This is a genomic window from Microcoleus sp. PH2017_12_PCY_D_A (assembly GCF_020738565.1).
Classification (GTDB): domain Bacteria; phylum Cyanobacteriota; class Cyanobacteriia; order Cyanobacteriales; family Microcoleaceae; genus Microcoleus.
The window spans coordinates 27,011-47,556 of sequence record NZ_JAEQCI010000097.1; the positions used below are offsets into that span (position 1 = coordinate 27,011).

The 20,546-nt window shown below is 46.9% G+C and carries 19 protein-coding genes, 1 tRNA gene and 1 pseudogene; 12 read left to right on the plus strand and 9 right to left on the minus strand.

Annotated elements, in window-relative coordinates; translation table 11 throughout:
• Positions 1-203: 203 nt before the first annotated feature.
• The 7 genes from JGK39_RS24800 to JGK39_RS24830 form a co-directional block, all read right to left on the minus strand.
• Complete coding sequence (locus JGK39_RS24800; protein ID WP_293258283.1) at positions 204-1,139, minus strand: HAMP domain-containing sensor histidine kinase; 936 nt, start codon at positions 1,137-1,139, stop codon at positions 204-206.
• Between the two features lie 25 nt (positions 1,140-1,164).
• Entirely contained in the window at positions 1,165-1,767 is a 603-nt protein-coding gene (locus JGK39_RS24805; RefSeq protein WP_293258285.1) for an L-threonylcarbamoyladenylate synthase, read from the minus strand.
• A gap of 177 nt (positions 1,768-1,944) precedes the next feature.
• Entirely contained in the window at positions 1,945-2,877 is a 933-nt protein-coding gene (gene prmC / locus JGK39_RS24810; protein ID WP_293258287.1) for a peptide chain release factor N(5)-glutamine methyltransferase, read from the minus strand.
• Between the two features lie 466 nt (positions 2,878-3,343).
• Positions 3,344-4,210 carry a Tic22 family protein gene (locus JGK39_RS24815; protein ID WP_293258289.1) on the minus strand — a complete coding sequence of 289 codons (867 nt, stop codon included), beginning with the start codon at positions 4,208-4,210 and terminating at the stop codon, positions 3,344-3,346.
• Between the two features lie 152 nt (positions 4,211-4,362).
• Positions 4,363-4,436: transfer RNA gene (locus JGK39_RS24820), tRNA-Pro, on the minus strand.
• A gap of 47 nt (positions 4,437-4,483) precedes the next feature.
• Entirely contained in the window at positions 4,484-4,690 is a 207-nt protein-coding gene (locus JGK39_RS24825) for a hypothetical protein (RefSeq protein ID WP_293258291.1), read from the minus strand.
• Positions 4,675-5,226, minus strand: coding sequence for a GNAT family N-acetyltransferase (locus JGK39_RS24830; RefSeq protein WP_293152075.1), 552 nt, complete (start codon positions 5,224-5,226; stop codon positions 4,675-4,677). The genes JGK39_RS24825 and JGK39_RS24830 overlap by 16 nt, the downstream gene beginning before the upstream one ends.
• A gap of 543 nt (positions 5,227-5,769) precedes the next feature.
• Here JGK39_RS24830 and JGK39_RS24835 point away from each other — a divergent pair.
• The 12 genes and pseudogenes from JGK39_RS24835 to JGK39_RS24890 all read left to right on the plus strand — a co-directional run bounded on the left by JGK39_RS24835 (position 5,770) and on the right by JGK39_RS24890 (position 19,027).
• Positions 5,770-6,150: pseudogene (locus tag JGK39_RS24835) on the plus strand (recombinase family protein).
• Positions 6,125-7,225, plus strand: a complete 1,101-nt coding sequence (locus JGK39_RS24840; protein ID WP_293258321.1) for a transposase — start codon at positions 6,125-6,127, stop codon at positions 7,223-7,225. The pseudogene JGK39_RS24835 and the gene JGK39_RS24840 overlap by 26 nt, the downstream one beginning before the upstream one ends.
• Before the next feature lie 47 nt (positions 7,226-7,272).
• Positions 7,273-7,998, plus strand: a complete 726-nt coding sequence (locus tag JGK39_RS24845) for a hypothetical protein (RefSeq protein ID WP_006631881.1) — start codon at positions 7,273-7,275, stop codon at positions 7,996-7,998.
• Positions 7,999-8,263: 265 nt separating this feature from the next.
• A complete protein-coding gene (locus JGK39_RS24850) occupies positions 8,264-9,133 on the plus strand; it encodes an alpha/beta hydrolase (RefSeq protein WP_293258293.1) in 870 nt (289 codons plus the stop codon).
• A 511-nt stretch (positions 9,134-9,644) separates the two neighbouring features.
• Positions 9,645-9,854, plus strand: coding sequence for a hypothetical protein (locus tag JGK39_RS24855; protein WP_293258295.1), 210 nt, complete (start codon positions 9,645-9,647; stop codon positions 9,852-9,854).
• Positions 9,817-10,884 carry an RNA-guided endonuclease TnpB family protein gene (locus JGK39_RS24860; RefSeq protein ID WP_293258297.1) on the plus strand — a complete coding sequence of 356 codons (1,068 nt, stop codon included), beginning with the start codon at positions 9,817-9,819 and terminating at the stop codon, positions 10,882-10,884. Before JGK39_RS24855 ends, JGK39_RS24860 begins: the two co-directional genes overlap by 38 nt.
• A gap of 93 nt (positions 10,885-10,977) precedes the next feature.
• Positions 10,978-12,075, plus strand: a complete 1,098-nt coding sequence (hrcA, locus tag JGK39_RS24865) for a heat-inducible transcriptional repressor HrcA (protein ID WP_293258299.1) — start codon at positions 10,978-10,980, stop codon at positions 12,073-12,075.
• 658 nt (positions 12,076-12,733) lie between these two features.
• Positions 12,734-14,341, plus strand: a complete 1,608-nt coding sequence (gene metG, locus JGK39_RS24870; RefSeq protein WP_293258301.1) for a methionine--tRNA ligase — start codon at positions 12,734-12,736, stop codon at positions 14,339-14,341.
• A gap of 91 nt (positions 14,342-14,432) precedes the next feature.
• On the plus strand, positions 14,433-15,038 hold the full coding sequence (locus JGK39_RS24875; RefSeq protein WP_096831201.1) for an NYN domain-containing protein: 606 nt from the start codon (positions 14,433-14,435) through the stop codon (positions 15,036-15,038).
• Positions 15,039-15,227: 189 nt separating this feature from the next.
• Entirely contained in the window at positions 15,228-16,532 is a 1,305-nt protein-coding gene (gene lptC / locus JGK39_RS24880; protein WP_293297698.1) for an LPS export ABC transporter periplasmic protein LptC, read from the plus strand.
• 615 nt (positions 16,533-17,147) lie between these two features.
• Positions 17,148-18,134 (plus strand): DUF1517 domain-containing protein, encoded by a 987-nt coding sequence (locus JGK39_RS24885; RefSeq protein ID WP_293297701.1) that lies wholly within the window; start codon positions 17,148-17,150, stop codon positions 18,132-18,134.
• A 338-nt stretch (positions 18,135-18,472) separates the two neighbouring features.
• Positions 18,473-19,027, plus strand: coding sequence for a cyclic nucleotide-binding domain-containing protein (locus JGK39_RS24890; protein ID WP_293258307.1), 555 nt, complete (start codon positions 18,473-18,475; stop codon positions 19,025-19,027).
• 494 nt (positions 19,028-19,521) lie between these two features.
• Here JGK39_RS24890 and JGK39_RS24895 read toward each other — a convergent pair whose 3' ends face one another.
• Positions 19,522-19,968: a hypothetical protein gene (locus JGK39_RS24895; protein WP_293258309.1), complete on the minus strand. Its 447-nt coding sequence runs from the start codon at positions 19,966-19,968 to the stop codon at positions 19,522-19,524.
• 327 nt (positions 19,969-20,295) lie between these two features.
• On the minus strand, positions 20,296-20,427 hold the full coding sequence (locus tag JGK39_RS24900) for a hypothetical protein (protein WP_293297704.1): 132 nt from the start codon (positions 20,425-20,427) through the stop codon (positions 20,296-20,298).
• Positions 20,428-20,546: the final 119 nt, after the last annotated feature.

The following is a 20,546-nucleotide window of genomic DNA, read 5'->3' on the forward strand; positions in this document are numbered from 1 at the left end:
TTACTAGCAAAGGCGAATTGCTAACTGCTATTTGCTAAACCAGCACAAAAATCGCACCAAAATCTCTCCTACGTAGGGTGCGCAATGCGCACCTTACTACCTATTAATAATTTCCCTCTTCCCTCCCTGCGTTAAATCCCGTACATTGGTCGTTACCTTCTTCCTTTTTCCTTCTTCCTTCTTCCTTCTTCCTTCTTCCTCAATCACAACTTTGCCAAAGGAATAGAACACTGAGTCCGATTAAAATTGGACTCTTCCGACTCAGAAGGCACAGCCAAAACTTCCAACTTTCCATTCATCAAACTTAAAAGCGTCTGATTCATCAACAACCTCATGCCAGAAGAGACGTGAGAATTATCGCTGCTCTTAGTAGCATCCAACTCCAAATCGTGCTTCAGCAAATCCCAAGATTCGCTCCAAGCACTAACTGAACGCTGATCGTCCACCCAAATGTGAACGCATCCAGATTCCGGCGAAGAGTGTGCAGAAACAGAAATACTTCCCTCCTCCATCTGAGCAATAGCAGTATCTATCAAATGGACTAAAACTTGCCTAAACCTCGGCAAATCTGCCAATACATAAATCCCCGGATCGGGCGGCAATATCTCCAAACGAATGCTGCGATTGGCAGCTTGCAAGTAAGTTAAATCATCAATTTCATCAAAAACCTTCGCTAACTGAATCGGCTCAATATCCATCTTGTCAGTGCCGTGTTCAGTTTTAGCAACAGAGATAATTTCATCTATCAATTTCACCAGCTTGAGTGCTGCGCCGTGAGCTTGTTCGACAAACTCTCGTTCCTCAGCAGGATCGTCGCACAAATCCGAGAGAATTAATTGCAGCGTACCAATCATACTGCTGAGGGGCGATCGCAACTCGTGAGAAGTTCGAGCCAAAAAACCCGCCTTAAATAGACTCATCTCCGATGCCATCTGATAAGCCAATTGAGTTTGCTTCAGTTGCTCTCCAAGGGCATCAAACTTCTCTAAATCATTTTCTTGAGGAGTTGGGGGCACGTAGGGCGCAGGTTCTGGCTGTTGCAAGCTTTTTTGCCGCCCGCGCCAAATCAAACTGCTTCCCAAACCCAGTCCCAGTCCCATACCTAAATATATCAAGTCGCTCCAGCCGATCGGCGCCATATTACTTTGCCTAGGAGTTTAGCTTTTAGCATTTTAGCTCGATCGCGCCTTGTCGCAATATTTCCCAACCGCCACCAGTCCATTTAGCCACAGTCGAAGGCAAACTCGAAGCCGTCGGTGCGGTTGGCGCTGTTGCTAATTCAGTAGCAACTAATGTCAAAACTTCGGGAAACTGTGCCTCAATTTCTGCCACCGACTCTAGAGGCGCTTGGCCTGATAAATTAGCACTGGTAGTTGCCAAAGGGCCTGTCTGCCCTAAAATCTGGAGTGCAAGGGGAAAGTTAGGCACTCGTACTCCGATCGTAGTGCGATCGATCGCATTCATGGCAGCCGGCACCAGTGGCGAAGCCGGCAGCACCAAAGTTAACGCCCCAGGCCAATAGGATGCGGCCATTTGCTGCCACAAATTGAACTCTGCTGGACTCCCCTGCACGTAAGGCCACAAAGCCTCAGCCGATGCAGCCATCAAAATCAGCGGTTTGTCTTGACGGCGCCCTTTAGCTGCAAAAATCAACTCCGCGCGATCGGGCCGCGTCGCCAAAGCGGGTACAGTATCGGTAGGAAAGCTGACAATATAATCTCCTGAAATTGCCCCTTGAATCAAGGAGGCGATCGAAACTTGAGTCATCCGATTTTAGATTGTAGATTTTAGGTTTTAGATTTTAGATTTTGCATAAATCTTTGATTGATAAGTTAACCACAGATGTCAAGCAGATCAACACAGATCGACGCAGATAATTTCAAGATCGGAGAGCGAATAAATCCCATGCAAGTCTATTTTAGAATTGCAGCATATTTTTGGAATCTAAAGACGATAGGCTAAAGCAAAGCGATCGATTCCTGCCAAATCCGCAAATATCTGAACATCGCAATAACTCCCGTGACTTTGTAGCATATCAGCCACCGCCGTTTCTTGTCCCGCCATCATCTCAACCAACCAAACTCCCCCAGATTCTAAATAATCGGGAGCCGTTTCTACCAAATGCCGGATGCAATCTAACCCGTCTAAACCGCCATCTAAAGCCAGGTGAGGTTCGTGCTTCAAAACTTCCGGTTGCAGAGTCAGCACCGTGCTGCTGGGAATGTAAGGCGGGTTAGACACCATGCCACTAACTTTACCCTTGAGAAATTCTAGCGGTTGCCACCACAAACCTTGATAAAAATTAATTCGCGATCCAAAGCCTAAATTTTCAGCATTCAGTCGAGCAACTGCCAAAGCTTCCGAACTGCAATCTACTGCATGAATCGTAGTATTTTTCAACGCACAAGCCAAGCCGATCGCGATCGCCCCACTGCCCGTTCCCAAATCCACCCAATGCGATGTTGGATTCGCTGAATAGCTTTTCACAGCATCCACAGCCAAATCGATCAGCAATTCCGTTTCAGGACGAGGAATTAGCACCGCCGGCGTTACTTTCAGCGAAAAATCCCGCCAATGTGCAACTCCGGTTAAATACTGCACCGGCACCCGTTCCTGCAACCGCCGCTGCCACAGTCGATCGAGTTCTGATACAGACAACTTTAATTCAATTTTTGGCAAATCTTTAAACAACTCCAAACGCAGAGCCAACTTATCCAAACCTGCCAGCTCTTGCAACAGCCAGTCGAGTTCTGCTTGGGGAATGTTGGAGGAGCTCGCATCAATCTTAGCTTGATTCACCCACTGCCAAAGCTCTAAACCGGAAACAAACATATAGCCTTTCAAGGAAAAGATGAGGTAGGACTGGGCATAGGGCATAGGGCATAGGGCATAGGGCATAGGGCATAGGGCATAGGGCATAGGGCATAGCGCATACCTCACTTTTTTGAGAGCCACTATAAGAATTTTTGGGAATTGGTCAGTAGTCATTAGTCAGTAGTCATTAGTCAGCAGTCATTAGTCCTTGGTAATTGGGAATTGAGAATTGAGAATTGAGAATTGAGAATTGGTAAATAGTAGGTTGAGTCGAGAGATCCAAAAATCCAATTTACTAACTCAGTCCCGAACGCAAAACCTAATTATGTAGGGTTCCATCCACACCGCACCTTACCGCTATTAAGTAGCACATGAAACCAATTTTCGGGTAAATCCTGTCCGTAACTAATGACCTGTTTGGCCTATGACCAATGCCCTACGACCAATGCCCCATGCTCCATGCCCCATGCCCCATGCCCCATGCCCCATGACCAATGCCCTATGACCAATGCCCTATGACCAATGACTATTAGCGAGCCGGTCGAGCTGGAGCTGGAGATGCAGCCGGTCGAGCTGGAGCTGGAGATGCAGTCGGTCGAGCTGGAGCTGGAGATGGAGCCGCCTGTGGATTTTGACCAGCACCAGCCGGTTGGCGCGATCGCACATATTCTACCGATTCCCGCGACGGAATTAAAATCATTTGGCTCAAAGACGGGTCATTTTCAGTACCCAAAGCTTCCAAAATCCTCTCCAAGTTGACTACCTCAATCTTAATTGTGGAAGTCACGTTCGGCTGCTGCTGCTTAAAACGTTCGACCATTTCCTGCAAGTCCTCCTTGTTAAAAAACAGGGGAAGCTCTTCTTTATCGCCCCGTTGAATCGTCAAATAACCATTTTCCGGGCCACCTCTGGCCAAAAACAGAGGTACACCGTTTAAGTCGTTAACTTGTTGCCCAGCCTGCTGAAGTACAGTTTTCGCCGACTGTACCTGCTGCGCTGCGGGAATAAAAGCAAACAGCACCTGATCCGGCTTGCCTTTATTTTCTTGAGCCAGCCGATAAATTTCCCCCAGCGACACGGGTGTCACGCGCGCCGACGCCGCCAACTGAGGATTTCCCGTTTTCAGTTGATCGACAAAAGCTTGAGCATCTTTCTGGCTGATAAAAATTCTGGCTACCGAAGCATTACCAGTTTGACCCTGACCTTGCTTGGGAACAGAAGCGATGAAGAACGCACCTTGACCGTCTGTAATCGTAAATACCGGCACCGGGCGTAACTTTTCTACAACTTGTGGCACTGGCAATGCGAGTGCAGACATCTTGGCAAGGGGCTCCGGGCCGAGCAGAGTGCAGCCCACAATCCCCAATATTGCGCCTAAACGAACTAATGATTTCATGTTTTTCCACCATCCGCGATCCTGAAACACATTAACGCAAAGACTGGCTCCTTGACACGATCGACAAGAACTGCCTCAATCGGTTGGCATTTTGAACAAATGTAAACCTCAGCCGCAGTTTCTGCTTGAACCTACTATTTAATATTGTGCGATCGGGATGACAGGATTTGAACCTGCGACATCCTGCTCCCAAAGCAGGCGCGCTACCAAGCTGCGCTACATCCCGGTGTATTTGCTATCTCTCAACCATTAACGCACAAAACCACCTGCTTGTCAAGCTTTTTTGAATTTTAGCTTTTGATGCAGCGCGGCTTGACAAGCTTTGCAAGGCAAAGCTTCATAACTGCCAAGCTGCGGGGATACATTAAGAGCGTAACTGACCGCAGCCCACAGGCTTGTGAGGTGTTTGGCAGCTTGAATATTGCATTTACTCAACAAATCAACGCTGACCTCCACCGGACGAGCTAATCTGGATACCAAAACATACCTTTAATGCCCTCTGGATCGGACATAAAGCCCAAATTTCGGTAAAAATCCACCACCTGAGGGTCAGCAAATAAGGTAATGTTGCTGATGTCTTCACTGCGGAGTTTTTTAATGATGTATTTCATCAGTGCCTTGCCCATGCCTTTACCCTGGTAATCAGGATGAACTACCACATCCCAAAGCGTGGCATTAAAAGCATGGTCTGAAGTCGCTCTGGCGAAACCCACCAGCCGTCGCTGGCTGCCCCGTATCTCCCACATAGAGACGACTAGGAAGCTGTGCACAATTGCTTTTTTGACTTTACGCAGGGGACGGCGGGACCAACCCACTGCATTACAAAGTTCTTCGAGTTCGTAGAGGTCAATGTCCCGATCGCAACTAAAAAAGATGCGAGCGTTGCCGCTGGCGGGTTTGCGAAACATTGGGGAAAGCGGATCGCCTAACCCAAGAGCCACATCTTCCTCAAATTCCGCTGTTTGGGGTACAGAGGCAGACTCAGAACTACTAAATAAGTTTTTCCAAAAACCCATGCAGGCGCGGTTAAGGTAGTAGAAGTTGGACGACGTGAAAGAGAGCCCGATAGATAAACCCACTCCGACCGGGGTGGGATGAATTGCGGGTAGCCTCTTGAGGAACAGTTTACGGTACACTCATCTTACGCCGAAAACAGGGATTTGTCGTCCAACATTGACTCTGCTCTTTTTTGCTTCCCGTCAAGTTTGGTAGAACTGTTCTGCTAGCCTGTGCCGGGACAACCCGGTGTTAAGGTAAAATTTGTTGCCCAACCAGGACAGAGGCATTTAGGAATTGCTTCTTTTGAGTACCGCCGATCGCGTCGGAACTCATACAATTGGTGGGAAATACCACCCGAATGGCGCAACCGCGACATTCTAGTTATACATTCCCCGACAGATTTGATTTTTGTTTTTAGTGAGGAGACGCGCGAAATTTAAGTCGGATCGTCAAATCGAAAATCCCATTGCCATAAGGCATGGGAGGACTAACTAAATAACAAATTTGCCGGACATTACGGGACAATCTGATACAATCAAACAAGAGTTGAGGAAAAAACTATTGTCAAGTACGTCCCACTCTCACCATCATTCATCCTTGGAGTCAACGAAAGAAATCTCCGACGTTGGGAACAAAGCCAGTGAAAAATCCAAAAGCTTCTTGCCCTATTGGAACGAATTTTCTCATGAGATGTCCGAATGGTTGTCGTTGCCCACAAAAACCGATTGGCAAGAAGAGGCTTTGACCAATGCCAATGGAACAGCGAGCAAAACTGGTGTAAACTCCTGGTACCGAACCAAACAAACCTTAGTCCAGAACAAAAAATGCTTGAAGACGTGCTTGCAGTCCTCCACCGATCGAGTAGTAGATTGTACGGACGGCGACAGTAGAAAACTCAAATCTCACAAGCTCAGGATTTATCCCAGTCAGGAATTAAATAAAGTCTGGCGTAAATGGCTAGCAGCCTGTCGTTATTGTTTCAACCAAGCAATAGCAATGCAGCGCAAAAAGCCCTTAAGTAAGTTGCAGTTGCGTAACGAAGTTATGCGAGGCGATTTACCAGAATGGGTAAAAGAAACGCCTTGTCATATCAGACAGAATGCTATTTTTGATGCTCACCGAGCATTTAAGGCAAGTTCAGACGCCAAGTTCCGTAGCATCAGAGATTACTCTCAAACCATAAAGTTTAACGATTCAAACTTCAAAAAAGGCACTTGGTATCCTTCCTTAACCAAAGGATTAACCTATCATACTTCTGAGATAATTCCTGAGTGCGATCGAGGTACTCAGTTGGTATACTGCAAGGGTCGTTGGTTTGCAGTGTTTCCTCTGTCAGTTACCGCAGAGCCTACGGACGCAACAGGAATTATTGCATTAGATCCCGGCGTAAGAACATTTATGACCGGGTTTGATGGCAATAAATTCCTTGAGTTTGGAGGTGGTGACATGGGGCGAATAGCTCGTCTCTGTCAACACCTAGATAACCTAATGAGCCGAATGTCTCAAGCTACGAAACAGCGCCGAAAACGAATGAGACAAGCGGCTCACCGTATGAGAATACGCATTCGTAATTTAGTAGACGAATGCCAGAAACAAACCGCTTGCTATTTAACTAGCAACTATAGATTCATATTTCTTCCGACTTTTGAGTCTTCCCAAATGGTCGCCAAAGCACGAAGAAAGATTCGTTCAAAAACTGCTAGAGCCATGTTGACATGGGCGCATTACAGATTCAAACAAACCATCAAACATCAGGCAAATGTTAGAAATGTCAATGTGATTGATGTCACTGAAGAATACACGTCTAAAACTTGTACCCATTGCGGTCACGTACATCAAAAGCTAGGTGGTTCTAAAGTGTTTACTTGTCCTGAATGTGGCTGTTCAATCCCACGAGATTACAATGGCGCTTTTGGTATATTACTGAAAGCTTTGCGGGATACCGCCTCTATCTCCTATGAGGGTGATAGTGCTCTCGTTACTTTGTCCGGTAATAGCCGGGCAAGTGTCGCGTAAATGTATCAGTCAATACCTAGTATATCTCCCGCACCTTCCCCTCAATTATGGCTTCGGGTTTAAAACCATCTACACTAGAACTTCTCAAGCGCTTTAACCGAGCGTTTCCACAGTTTTACGAGCAATTTGTCAGCAGCGAAATCCAACTGCAAAACCTCAAATTAGCTTACCAACTTTACAAAACTCGGCAAGCCGTCATCGAAATTAGAGCCGAAGGTAACAAAAGTGCCCTGCATTTTGCTTACCGGAACCAGTCTTTTCTGCTGAGCGACATTTTCGGTGTGCTGGCTGCCTACGGGCTGACGATTCACAGTCTGAGTCTCTACGGTCAAATTTACCCGCCGATGCTGGTATTTATCAAATTGGTAGTATCTCGCGGTGGCAAGGTACTGGCAGATAAAACCGCAGAAAACGTCTGTAGGGCGGTTCGAGAGGCCTTGGCGGGGCATTTTGAGGTGGAAGAGATGTTGGCCGTGGAATTTAATTTAGACGCGGGTTTGGAGGATGTGGCTACTGAATTTTACGTCGATCCTGTTTTCCACTTGCCGGCTTTGCTGATTGAAGCAGACAACCAGCCTGGACTTTTTTACAAAGTTATGTATGCTATCTGGCAAGAGGATTTGTTGGTGGTAAATGCAAATTTATTGGTTTGGCGGGGGCGAACTCGCTTGATTCTCTACTTGTTGGGCCCCAATGAAAGTTTGATTCCTGAGTATCTGGGGCAGAAAATCGCTGAGGGGGTGCGACAAAGATTGCTGGGCGAGCGGTTTTAGGAATAGCGCCTGACGCTGGTGAAAGCCGGTTTCTCACAACAACGTTTCGGAGCTATCAGATCGAGCTTAAGGACGTTCTTAATTCCTGAAACCCTTGATTTTATTACTTCTTTGTGATTTCTACTTCCGACTTCCATTTCTCTTGCGTTCAGAAACTGGGTTTTTGCTCAAAACCTGATATTCATCGAGAGAAAGTTAAACTGAGCCGATCGCCCGGAGTGTAACTGCCGATCCCTCTGTGCTGATTTCGCGATAGGATAAAATTATGGCAACCATCGACATCCTAGGGGTTCGGCACGCTTGCGATTTGACGGCTCCCACTCCAACTTCCCCGGTTCTGGTATTTGTCCACGGCTGGCTGTTAAGCCGCCGCTACTGGCAACCTCTAACCGATCGCTTGGCACCCAACTATCAGTGCCTGACTTACGATTTGCGCGGGTTTGGCGATTCTCAATCCGACGGCGAGAGCCATCTAGAGCATGGGGAACCGCTAAATTCCTGCTACACTCCCGCAGCCTACGCTCGGGATTTGGAAATTTTACTCAAAAAACTGGATATTTCTAATGCTTGGCTGGTGGGACACTCTCTCGGCGGTACGATCGCCCTTTGGGGAGCCAGCCAATTGTGCGATCGCATTAAAGGTGTTGTCTGCATCAATGCAGGCGGCGGCATCTATCTAAAGGAAGAATTCGAGCGATTTCGAGCGGTTGGCAAACAGCTAGTAAAAATGCGTCCGCGCTGGCTGCCTCACTTGCCGTTAGCAGATTACGTGTTTGCCCGCGATTCTGTGGCAAGATCGATCGGGCGATCGTGGGGAAGGCAGCGCTTGAGAGATTTCGTGGCAGCCCATCCAGATGCAGCTTTGGGAGCTTTGTTGGACTCCACCACAGAAGCCGAGATTCACCTGTTGCCGCAAATAGTGTCCCGACTCAAGCAGCCCGTGTATTTTATTGCCGGCACTAAAGACAAAATTATGGAACCAAAATACGTGCTGCATTTGGCTAGCTTTCACTGGATGTTCCAAGGTTGCGGCGAAAATGTCCTTCAGCTTCCCGATTGCGGCCATTTGGCAATGGTGGAACAGCCAGATGCAGTGGCTAGTTATTTGGAAAATATTCTGAAAGAACACACTTAAAGGGCATGGGGCATGGGGCATGGGGCTCCGTGGCCCGCGCAGGGAATGGGGCTCCGTGGCCCGCGCAGGGAATGGGGCTCCGTGGCCCGCGCAGGGCTCTAGCGAAGCTCCGGGATGGGGCTCCGTGGCCCGCGCGAAGCTCCGGGATGGGGCTCCGTGGCCCGCGCAGGGCATGGGGCATGGGGCATTAGAACTTACAAATAACCAATATAGCGGTTCGATCGCGTGGTGAGGTATGCCCAATGCCCAATGCCCAATGCCCAATGCCCGGCCAGTCGTACCTCCTATGGGAGCTCGAAAGGCTATAACAAATAACCAATAACCAGTAACCACTGACTTCTTCCTTAACCTAAAATCTGTTATGTTTAAGTAGATAAGTCTGCCCGATCGCCCTTTTCGGACAGAGCAAGTCCTTAGATGAGGAAAATATAGACAATAATGTACAATAAGGTCGAAGTATAGACATTGACCTTATGTACAAGTCGCACTCCAGAAAGCAAAAAAATTAGGTGTGACAGTAAAAACCTTGCAGCGCTGGGATATTTCTGGGAAGCTACCCGCAAAAAGAATAACCCTAGACACAAAGATGTATACTCAAAAAGTAAAAACCACAGTGTTGAGGTCGAACAATGCTTTTATCCATCAAAACAAAGCTAAAGCTGAGTACAAATCAAGAGACGATAATGAGCAAGCACGCTGGAATAGCTCGGTTTACTTATAATTGGGGATTGGCTACTTGGAATAGTTTTTATAAGGATGGATTGAAGCCTAACAAATACCTCCTCAAAAAGTTCTTTAACAATCACGTCAAGCCTGAGTTTACATGGATTAAACAATCGGGAATTAGTCAGAAAATAACTCAATACGCCTTTGACAATTTGGGTGATGCTTTTTCTAGATTCTTCTCTGGTAAAGGTGGTTGTCCGAAGTTCAAAAAGAAAGGAATTCACGACTCTTTCACCATTGATGCGGGTGGCAAACCAATTCCTGTGGGCGGTACTTCAATTAAATTACCCACAATTGGATGGGTAAAGACCTATGAAGGTTTACCGCATACCACTTGCAAATCAATTACTATTTCACGTACTGCCGACAGTTGGTTTATCGCGTTCGCCGGAGAGCAAGAACACAAGCCGACTCTCAAACAACACGAGATTGTGGGCGTTGATTTAGGCGTCAAGGTTCTAGCTACGCTGTCAACAGGCGTAGTATTCCCGAATCCAAAGCATTACGAGGCTCATCTCAAAAAGCTCAAACGATTATCAAAAAAGTTTGCTCGAAAAGTCAAAGGCTCAAATAATAAGTACAAGGCGAAAATTCAACAGGCAAAATGTCACGCTCGGATAGCAAATCTTAGGAAAGAAACTCTTCATCAAATCACTACTTACTTATGCAAAAACCACGCCAAGATAGTAGTAGAAGATTTAAACACTTCAGGGATGTTATCAAATCACAAGCTAGCACGGGTAATCGCTGATTGCGGATTCTACGAATTCAAGCAACAGCTAGAGTATAAAGCCCAAAAGTTTGGGTGTGAAATAATCATTGCTGACCGTTGGTTTCCCTCAACCAAGACTTGTTCTAACTGCGGATATATTCAAGATATGCCCCTAAAAGAAAGAATTTACAATTGTGAAAGTTGCGGTCATTGGATGGACAGGGATTTGAACGCAGCAATTAATTTATCGCGCTTGGCTTTCATCGTGAAAGCTTACCGAGGGATAGCCGCTCCCATGCTCCCGTTGAAGTAAGAAGCAAATGTCTAGACTTGTCTAGGATTTGTATAGCAGGTTTTCAATCAATAGCGACTTTCAACTCTAAATTCTAATTCTACTTAAATATCTGTGCGCGTTAACCTCACCGATCGGCAACAACACATCCTTTGGGCAACGGTTCGCCACTACATAGCAACAGCGGAACCCGTTGGCTCAAAAGCTTTGGTTGACGAATACAACCTCAGCGTCAGCCCAGCTACCATTCGCAATGCGATGGGGACTCTTGAAAAAGCTGGACTGCTCTATCAGCCCCACACTTCTGCCGGACGAGTCCCCTCTGACTCCGGCTACAGAATTTATGTAGACCAGTTGATTCAGCCGTCTGATACGCTGGCCCGTAAGGTGGAACAGGTACTGGATCAACTTAATTGGTCGGATGGTCGCATGGATGGGGCACTCCGCGGCGCTGCTAAAATTCTGGCAACGATCAGCGGTTATATTGCCATGATTACCATACCGCAAACCAATATGGCTTGCTTGCGACACTTGCAACTGGTGCAGCTAGAGGCGGGAAAGGTGATGCTGATCGTGGTGACGGATGCCTACGAAACTCATTCGGTGTTAGTACAGTTGCCGAAGGGCGCAGAAGGTAATTGGCCGGATGTTGAAATTGTCGATCGCCAATTGCAGATTTTGTCCAATTTTTTGAACAGCAAGTTGCGCGGACGATCGCTCTCGGAACTCTCGGCTGTAGACTGGAGCGAGTTAGACCGGGACTTTGAACTGTACGCTGAGTGGATGGAAACCATGCTTGCTGCTTTGAGCAGCCGCCAAAGCAATCCAACCTACACGCGGATTCTGATCGGCGGTTTGGCAGAAGCGCTGCGCTTACCTGAGTTTTCGCAGTTGCAGCAAGTTCAAACCCTGGTGCAACTGCTGGAACAAGAGCAAGAACTGCTTTGGCCTTTGATTTTTGAATCGCCTGATTTGGACTCGCCCGGGAAGCGGGTAACGGTGCGTATTGGTTCAGAAAATTCGTTAGAACCAATTCGGGGCTGTACTCTGATTTCTTCGACTTACCGCCGGGGATCAGTGCCGGTGGGTAGTGTTGGGGTTTTGGGGCCGACGCGGATGGTTTACGAAAATGCGATCGCGGTGGTGGAAGCTGCAGCGGATTATTTGTCCGAAGCTATTGGCGGAAATCGAGTGAATTTTCCCGAAGGATAACATATTGTTATATTCACCATAATTGAGATAGCCCCAAGCCTAACTAGCTTGGGGTTTAATTATCCTTACCGGATGTGGTGGCAACATTAAAAAAACCATTTTTTTTGTCAATAAACATTTGCTTTTCGGCTCTTGCTGGGGCAAGAAACCAAAGCATCGCGCTTCACTAGAGATTTTCGCAAACAACCCGCTTGCTGCGTCTAGGAGTGGCTCGGAAACTGGCAGGAGTTGCGGGCGATCGGCTTTGACGAAATAGCGAGTGAGCCCCGATCGCCCATTTACAGGAAGCGCTCGCGGAGCACTCCTCGCTCGGTTGCTGAAAGCAGCCTGAGCGAGGAGTTTTGCCGGCACTGTCCGGTCGGCGATCCCAAGCACTCCGGGATAGTGCCTGCGAGAAATGAATTGAAGACCCGGGAACAGCACTTCTATGGGCCCTAAGGCAGCAAAATATCAAAATCTTAAGACATTTTAGAGAGTTCGTCAAAAAGATCTAAAAAAGATTAGTGTTGAGAGGAAAGGTATATTTCTTTTGGAAATAGCCCAAGTTAGACAATTGCCCACAAGTTGCAGCAATTTTGGCTTGATTGCGGCTCCATAAAAGATTTAACCGCTGAGTTAAGATCGAAATTAAATTTAGGGAATTTTCTTTTACCATTCAATGAAATCGAGCGATAAAACTAAGAATACCTTTGCTATAACAACGCCTCTGTATTATGTCAATGATTTACCTCACGTTGGCAGCGCTTACACGACTATGGCAGCCGATGCCCTAGCCAGATTTGAGCGGCTGCGGGGCAAATCAGTGTTGCTGGTTACGGGGACGGACGAACACGGGCAGAAAATTCAGCGCACGGCCGAGAATTTAGGACGATCGCCCCAAGCTCACTGCGATTTAGTAGTTCCCGGGTTTGAGGCGCTGTGGGAGCAACTCTCTATCCAGTACGATCGCTTCATCCGCACAACTTCCCGCCGCCACGAGTATATTGTCAAAGAATTTTTCCAGCGCGTCTGGAACTCCGGCGACATCTACTTGAACCAGCAACAAGGCTGGTACTGCGTATCCTGCGAAGAATTCAAAGATGAACGCGATTTGCTCCCCGGAAATCGGTGTTCCATCCACGCCAGCAAGGAAGTTGAGTGGCGCGACGAAGAAAATTACTTTTTTCGCCTGTCGCGCTATCAAGACCAACTCCTGGCATTGTACGCAGAACGTCCCGACTTCATCGCGCCGGAAAGTCGGCGCAACGAAGTGCTCAGCTTCGTCAACTCCGGACTCCAAGACTTTTCGATTTCTCGGGTGAATCTAGAATGGGGCCTGCCAATACCAGTTGACTCCAGCCACACCATTTACGTCTGGTTTGACGCTTTGCTGGGATATGTGACTGCTCTGCTCGATCCGGACAGCGACCCGCTGTTAGAGAATGCTTTATCTAAATGGTGGCCGATTGACCTGCACTTGATCGGCAAAGATATTCTCCGCTTCCACGCAGTTTATTGGCCGGCAATGCTGATGTCAGCCGGTATGTCGGCGCCAGGCCGCGTCTTCGCTCACGGTTTTTTGACCAAAGACGGCAAAAAAATGGGAAAAACGGAGGGCAATACTTTAAACCCAGTCGAATTGGTCAATAAATACGGCGCTGATGCAGTTCGTTACTATTTCCTCAAAGAAATTGAGTTCGGAGAGGACGGCGATTTTAACGAAACTCGGTTTATCAATATATTGAATGCTGAGCTAGCAAATGATTTGGGAAATTTGCTTAACCGCACCTTAAACATGGCTCGCAAATATTGCGGTGGCTCAGTGCCAAATGTGTCGGGGGAAACCATTTCCGGCGACAACCTTCTCAAGGGTATGAGCGTGGATTTGGGCGATCGAGTGGCGGGTTTTTACGAAGAGTTAGCTTTTAGTAAGGCTTGCGAAGCTGTGCTTGCATTAGTTCGAGCAGGTAACAAGTTTATTGACGTACAAGCACCTTGGAGTTTGTACAAGCAGGGACAGAGCGAAAGTGTTCAACAAGTGTTATATTCTGTTCTGGAATCTGTTAGACTAGCATCTTACCTTTTATCGCCCATTATTCCGAATATCAGCAACGCTATCTATCAGCAGCTAGGTTTTTCAATTGACTTTAACGATCGGGTTGCAGTTAACAGTTTAGCGACTTTTGCAGTTCATGCTGCCTGGGGCGCTTTGCCTGCCAACCAAACTCTGGGAGAACCCCAACCAGTGTTTAAGCGGCTGGAACTGCTGGAAACAGTAGCGTCATAGTCGGCAGCTTGCGATCGGGGTGCTATGACAGATTATGAATTAGCACTTAATTTCCTTACCAATCTTTCATAAAAATTGAGGCATAACAATCATGTTGAATAGAATAGAAAGCAACGACCTTTTTACGCCTGAACAGGTTCTGGAAAATCGCGGACGAGTAGCAATTTTTATTGACGGCTCTAACCTTTTTTACGCGGCTTTGCAGTTAGGAATTGAAATTGATTACACTAAGCTGCTGTGCCGTTTAACTGCGGGATCGCGGCTGCTGCGCTCTTTTTTCTACACGGGTGTCGATCGCACTAACGAGAAACAGCAGGGGTTTTTGCTGTGGATGCGCCGCAACGGCTACCGCGTGATTTCTAAGGATTTGGTGCAGTTACCCGACGGTTCTAAGAAGGCGAATTTGGATGTAGAAATTGCTGTGGACATGATGGCGTTGGTGGGTTCCTACGACACGGCCGTTTTGGTGAGCGGCGACGGCGATTTGGCCTATGCTGTGGATGCTGTGAGCTATCGCGGCGTGCGGGTGGAGGTGGTGAGTTTGCGATCGATGACCAGTGACAGTTTGATTAATGTAGCCGATCGCTACATCGATTTGGAAATGATTAAAGACGACATCCAAAAAACTTCGCGTCCTAATTATGCCTACCGCCCGTTGTCGGGTTTGAGCTTGATGGACGAACACGACGACAGATAGGGAATGGGGAATGGGGAATGGGGAATGGGGAATGGGGAATGGGGAATGGGGAATGGGGAATGGGGAATGGGTAATGGGTAAGGGGTAATAGCTGATGGGTTGAATAATTTAAAATTAGAAGTTAAAAATTTAGCTCAAGTATGACAGATTTTTGATTAGTGTTTTTAATTAGCCAATTACCAATTATCAATGCCCAATGCCCAATTACCAATTATCAATGCCCAATGCCCAATTACCAATTATCAATGCCCAATGCCCAATGCCCAATTCCCAATGCCCAATTATCAATTACCAATGATTAATCTCAAATCCAAAATTCCCCATCTCAAATCCCCGAAATTAATGCTGCTATTGTTAACAGCACTGATTTTGGGGATTAATGCTTGTGCGGCTCCCCAAGAGACTCAAAAGAACAAATTAGCTGAGGATCTCAAAACTGCTCAGCAGTCAAATAGCACTTTAACTTTGAACAAAGTAACCCTAGAACAAGCAAACGAAAAGGGCGAGACGTTCTGGAAAGTAAACTCAAAAAACGCCGTTTACAGCAAAGACCAAAAGATAGTTAACGTTCAGAAACCTGTGGGCAAATTGTTTCAGGACGGCAAAGAAATTTACGACATTCAGGGAGAAACCGGGCAGGTATTTCAAGAAGGTAATCAGGTTTTTCTCAAAGGTAACATAGTCGCTACCGATCTGAAAAACGGCGTGGTATTGCGGGGAAATGAGTTGGAGTGGCGACCGAAGGAAGATGTTTTAGTTGTCCGCAATAATTTGACTGGACAGAACAAACAGGTGACTGCTTCAGCGAAGGAAGCGCGGGTTTTCAGCAGGGCTAAGAGGATGGAGTTATTCGGTTCTGTGGTGGCGAAGGTTAAAGATCCAATTTTGCAATTGCGAACCGAACATTTAGTTTGGTTTGTGGAGCAACAAAAGGTACACAGCGACCAACCGACTCAAATTGACAGATATAAAGATAAAACAGTAACAGACAGCGGTTTTGCAGATAAGGTAGATGTAGACTTAAAAACCAAGATTGCGACGCTGACGCAAAACGCTCAATTGATGCCATCAGATCCGCCGCTGCAAATAGAAAGCAGTTTGATGAGTTGGAATTTTCCGGCGCAAATTGTGGTGTCGCCCGGGCCTGTAAAGATTTTTCACCGCGTAGAAAAGGTGACGATGACTGGGGATGTGGGGCGGGGAGATTTAGATAAAAAGATTTTTTATTTGACGGGAAATGTGGTAGGAATCGGGGAGAAACGTGAATCTCAATTAAATACCGATCGCGTAACGTGGTATTTAACTAACCAGACCTTCGATGCGGAAGGAAATGTGGTTTACAAGCAATTAAATCCGGTGTTTAATTTGACTGGGCCGAGGGCGGCGGGAGAGTTGAAAAATCAAACTGTGATTGTCAAAGGTGACGGTGCCGGCGGCCAAGTGGTGACGGAATTTGTGCCGGATGAGAAGAAGGGAATTTTGGACAGCAGATAGGATTGTGACTTTGGACTCTACTATTTGGTCTTTCTGCTTCTGTCAGGGTGCTGGGATGGGTTGGTACGGATATCTCCCACGCTGCACACCTGCAACTGGGTTGCCCATAAGCGAGGATAGACTGTAAATTATTAAAAGAATGGGTTTAAAACCCCGTCCTTCTAGGACGGCTTTCTATTAGATGAGCGTGAATTTACGATTGGCAAAACAACCCCAAACCAGGTTAGAATTAAGTTGCCAGGGTGAAACTCCCTTGCCATCGTGAAACAGTTAAGACACACTTTCAGGCATGAATTTAGGGGCAAAGAGCAGCGAAAACTCTTAAAACAGCTAGGGATTTAAAAATAACATCCCAATATCCTGAGAACGAAACACTTTGTTGACGATTCAAGTAAGGCGGGGCACGCCTAAACTCTAGGTTCGTATCCTAGTACGCTTGGGGAGATAGACCCTCTGGGATTCACTAAGTTAAGCTCGTCAATAGGTGGTATGCCACGGTTGAAAGGTTTAAGCATTGCCGTAAGGATAGTGAATAATAAGGTCAGTCGTGGATCCAAGAATCCTCGGGCTTTTAGGTCGAAGAGTGTCAAAAGTGTATCGAATAGTAACGGTCTTATGTACAAGCAACTAATTTCAAAGATCAAACCGCTTTTGAAATCACTATTTGCGATCGGTCTGGTACTGACGCTAGCCCTCGGTAACGCTGACGGAGCTCTGGCTGCTCGCAGCGGAGGACGGATGGGGGGCGGATCTTTTAGAGCTCCGGCGCGCAGTTACTCGTCTCCGACTAGCACTTACGCGCCGTCTGGTGGTTACGGTGGTGGCTATCGCGGCGGTTTTGGTGGCGGTTTCGGATTCCCCTTCTTACTGCCGTTTTTTGGCTTTGGGGGCGGATTTGGCGGCCTGTTTTCGATTTTGATTTTTATTTCGATCGCGAATTTCCTCGTTCAAAGCTTCCGTCGCGCAGGGGATTCAACTGACGAACTCGGCAACAGCGCGCCTACTACCACGGTATCTGTGGCCCGCTTGCAAGTTGGTTTGCTAGCAGAGGCCCGCGGTTTGCAAGCCGAACTCGACTCGCTAGCGCGCAAAGCGAATACCGATACAGTGGCCGGCCGCGCTCAAGTGCTGCAAGAATCTACTCTGGCGCTGCTGCGGCATCCTGAATACTGGGTTTACGCGGGCGCTGAATCTATGCAAACTCGCTTGGAAGCAGCCGAAGCTAAATTTAACCAGTTTTCTTTGGCAGAACGCAGCAAGTTTACTGAAGAAACGCTCTCGAATTATAACAACCAGCTCCGGCAAGCAGGGAGCAGCAATAACCTGCCAGTTGTGCAGGAAAACGGCGCCCTAGTTGGTTCTGACATGAATTCAGATCCTGGGGAATTTATTGTCGTGACGGTGATTGTCGGTACTGAAGGCAAGTTGCAATTGCCGACAGTGAGAAACTCTGAAGATTTGCGCCAAGCTTTGCGCCAAATTGGGGGAGTATCGAGCGAGCAGTTGTTGGCGGTTGAGGTGCTTTGGACTCCTCAAGCTAACGGCGACACTCTGACTGCTGATGATATGTTGGCTGGCTATCCTGATTTGCGATCGATTTAGCGTCCGTCGTTAACGAGATGGGGCGCGGGAGACAATACTCCACGCCCCATCCGGCTGCAAAGCTGTGCGGGAGAACCGGATTGGTTTTAAGACGGAGATGAAGCCGGATGTTGTGGAATGCCGATCGATTTAAAAAAGATTGTTCAACCAATGCTAGTATTGAAAGATCGTGATAGAGTCTGGTTCATCTGTTATTGGGAAGGTCTGCCCTAATAGGATTTTGCCAAGCAGTTAGGCAGAATAAAAAAACTGTATTCAGCGAGGAGTGACTGCTTCGGAAGAAGTTGCGACCGCGCGCCCTCTAAATTTAATATAAAAAGCGATCGGGAGCTAAACTTATGCCTGACAGCAGCCGAAAAAAAGCACTTTTTATTTTGAGCCAGTTAAATAATGACGATATCGACTGGATCGTCCAAAAAGGCAAAAAAGAAATTCTCGAACCGGGCGAGATTTTGATCCACGAAGGGAGACAGCACGATGCGCTCTACATTGTTTTGAATGGGAGTATGAGCGTTTGGATCGAGGCACAGGAGAGCAAAGAACTCGCTAAAATAGGTAGCGGAGAACTTGTGGGAGAAGTTTCTTTCATTGACGCTCGCCCTCCTTTGGCAACGGTGATGGCGATCGAAGAAACTCACTTGTTGGCAATTCCTCGGCGGCAGCTAGTCGTAAAACTTCAACACGATATGGGTTTTGCTTCCAGATTTTATTATGGAATTTCGCTGTGTCTGGCAGACAGGATGCGCGGTACTATCCGACATATAGAATACGGTCGCAATATAGAATTGGAGCAGGAGGAATTAGATCGGGAGGATATTAATCCAAACGTTCTGGAAAATTTGGCGCTAGCTCAGGCTAAGTTTAATTGGCTGAGGGAAAATGTGAGGGCTTGATTAATTTTAATTCAATTCGCATTGATGTCAACTTTAAAATCTCAAAACAGAAGCACTCCTACTTAAAAAACCCGGTTTTTTAACCACCCGTGCGTAATATCATCTCCGAATACAATATTGGTTTGTAGTGAGGGCTTCAGCCCTCATCCCTGACGCTTGACTGAAGCGCGATCGGCATCGAGCTGTTTTTATTGCAGGTAATTCACGGAGGATAATATTAAGTCCTAAATTAGACCTGAATTGCAAAAGTCCTTTTAATGAAATTTTAGGACGGGCGGGACGCCCATCCCACAAGAAAAAAAATTGTGGGATGGGCGTCCCGCCCGTCCTAAGTATTTTTGCAAGAGGTATATTATCAAAACATCAGTCGAAAGCAAAATAAGGGCGGGTTTTACCGCCCACGATCGATCGACAATTCCCGTATCTAGAAAAACCAGCCCCTCGGCTGTGCAGTTGCAACCTCGCGCGCCAAAGCGCAATTACAACCAGACAACCTAGATAATTCCCGGCCCTTTGCCGCGGGTGTCTGCATCCATTGTCAGTTGTCCTTCTTCGCCTTTTTTATCTTTGATTTCTGCGAGAATTCGAGCGCGTTCTGCTGCTTCGGCTTCTTCTTTTTCTCTCAAATCGCCCGGTTCGTTGATGTACATTTCCGGTTCGATCGCATAATTGTTAACCAGACCTTCCTTGTCCACTGTATAACCATCTGTGGTGTGAATGCTTTCGTCATCGGTTTGGTCGTCGGTTTTGGCGCTTTGCTGCTTATCTTCGGTGGTGGTGTGCATGAAGTGAGAGCCTTCGCGTTCTTGCCGCGCTGCTGTCTCAGCAGGAGTAATGCCCCTATCGTAGTGGGGGGCTTCCATATTAGCTTCGATTTGTTCGTCGGTCGGTGTTGATTTGCTAATTTGTTCGTCGGCCGGTTTTGGTTGGCGATTAGTCATGATTTTTTCCTGAGTTATCTTTTCAAAAAGGTCTTTGGCTTATGTTTAAATATTAAGCCTAAGCTAACTCATTCACTAACTATCTTTGGTTAGAGTTTCCTGAAACTTGCTGTTATCTAAAACACATTTATTGAGTCTTCCTCAAGACTGATAAAGTTCTATTTTAATTGAAAACTTCACAGCGGGCGCTTATTTGACATCTATCTAAAGGTAGGGAATTGGTAATTGGTAATCGGGAATTGGTAATTGGTAATTGGTAATCGGTAATTGGAAACTGGCGAAATGACTAATGACTAATGACTAATGACTAATGACTAATGACTTCTTTTACGATTCTTTGAAGAAGCGGATGATTTCGCGGACGTGGTTGAGAAATTGTCCGTCCGAGGTTAGTTGGGCGATCGCACTTTCGGCATCTCTTGCCAGTTTAGTGTGTTCTGCATGATTTGTCGATCGCAAATTTTCTAGAGATGCGGCTAAAGTAGGGCTTGCTGAAAAAGTCAGAAAACAGCATTTAGAAAGATGAGTGAATTTGAGCTGGCATCGGCAATATAAGTTTTGTCAATCTTGTGATGGCA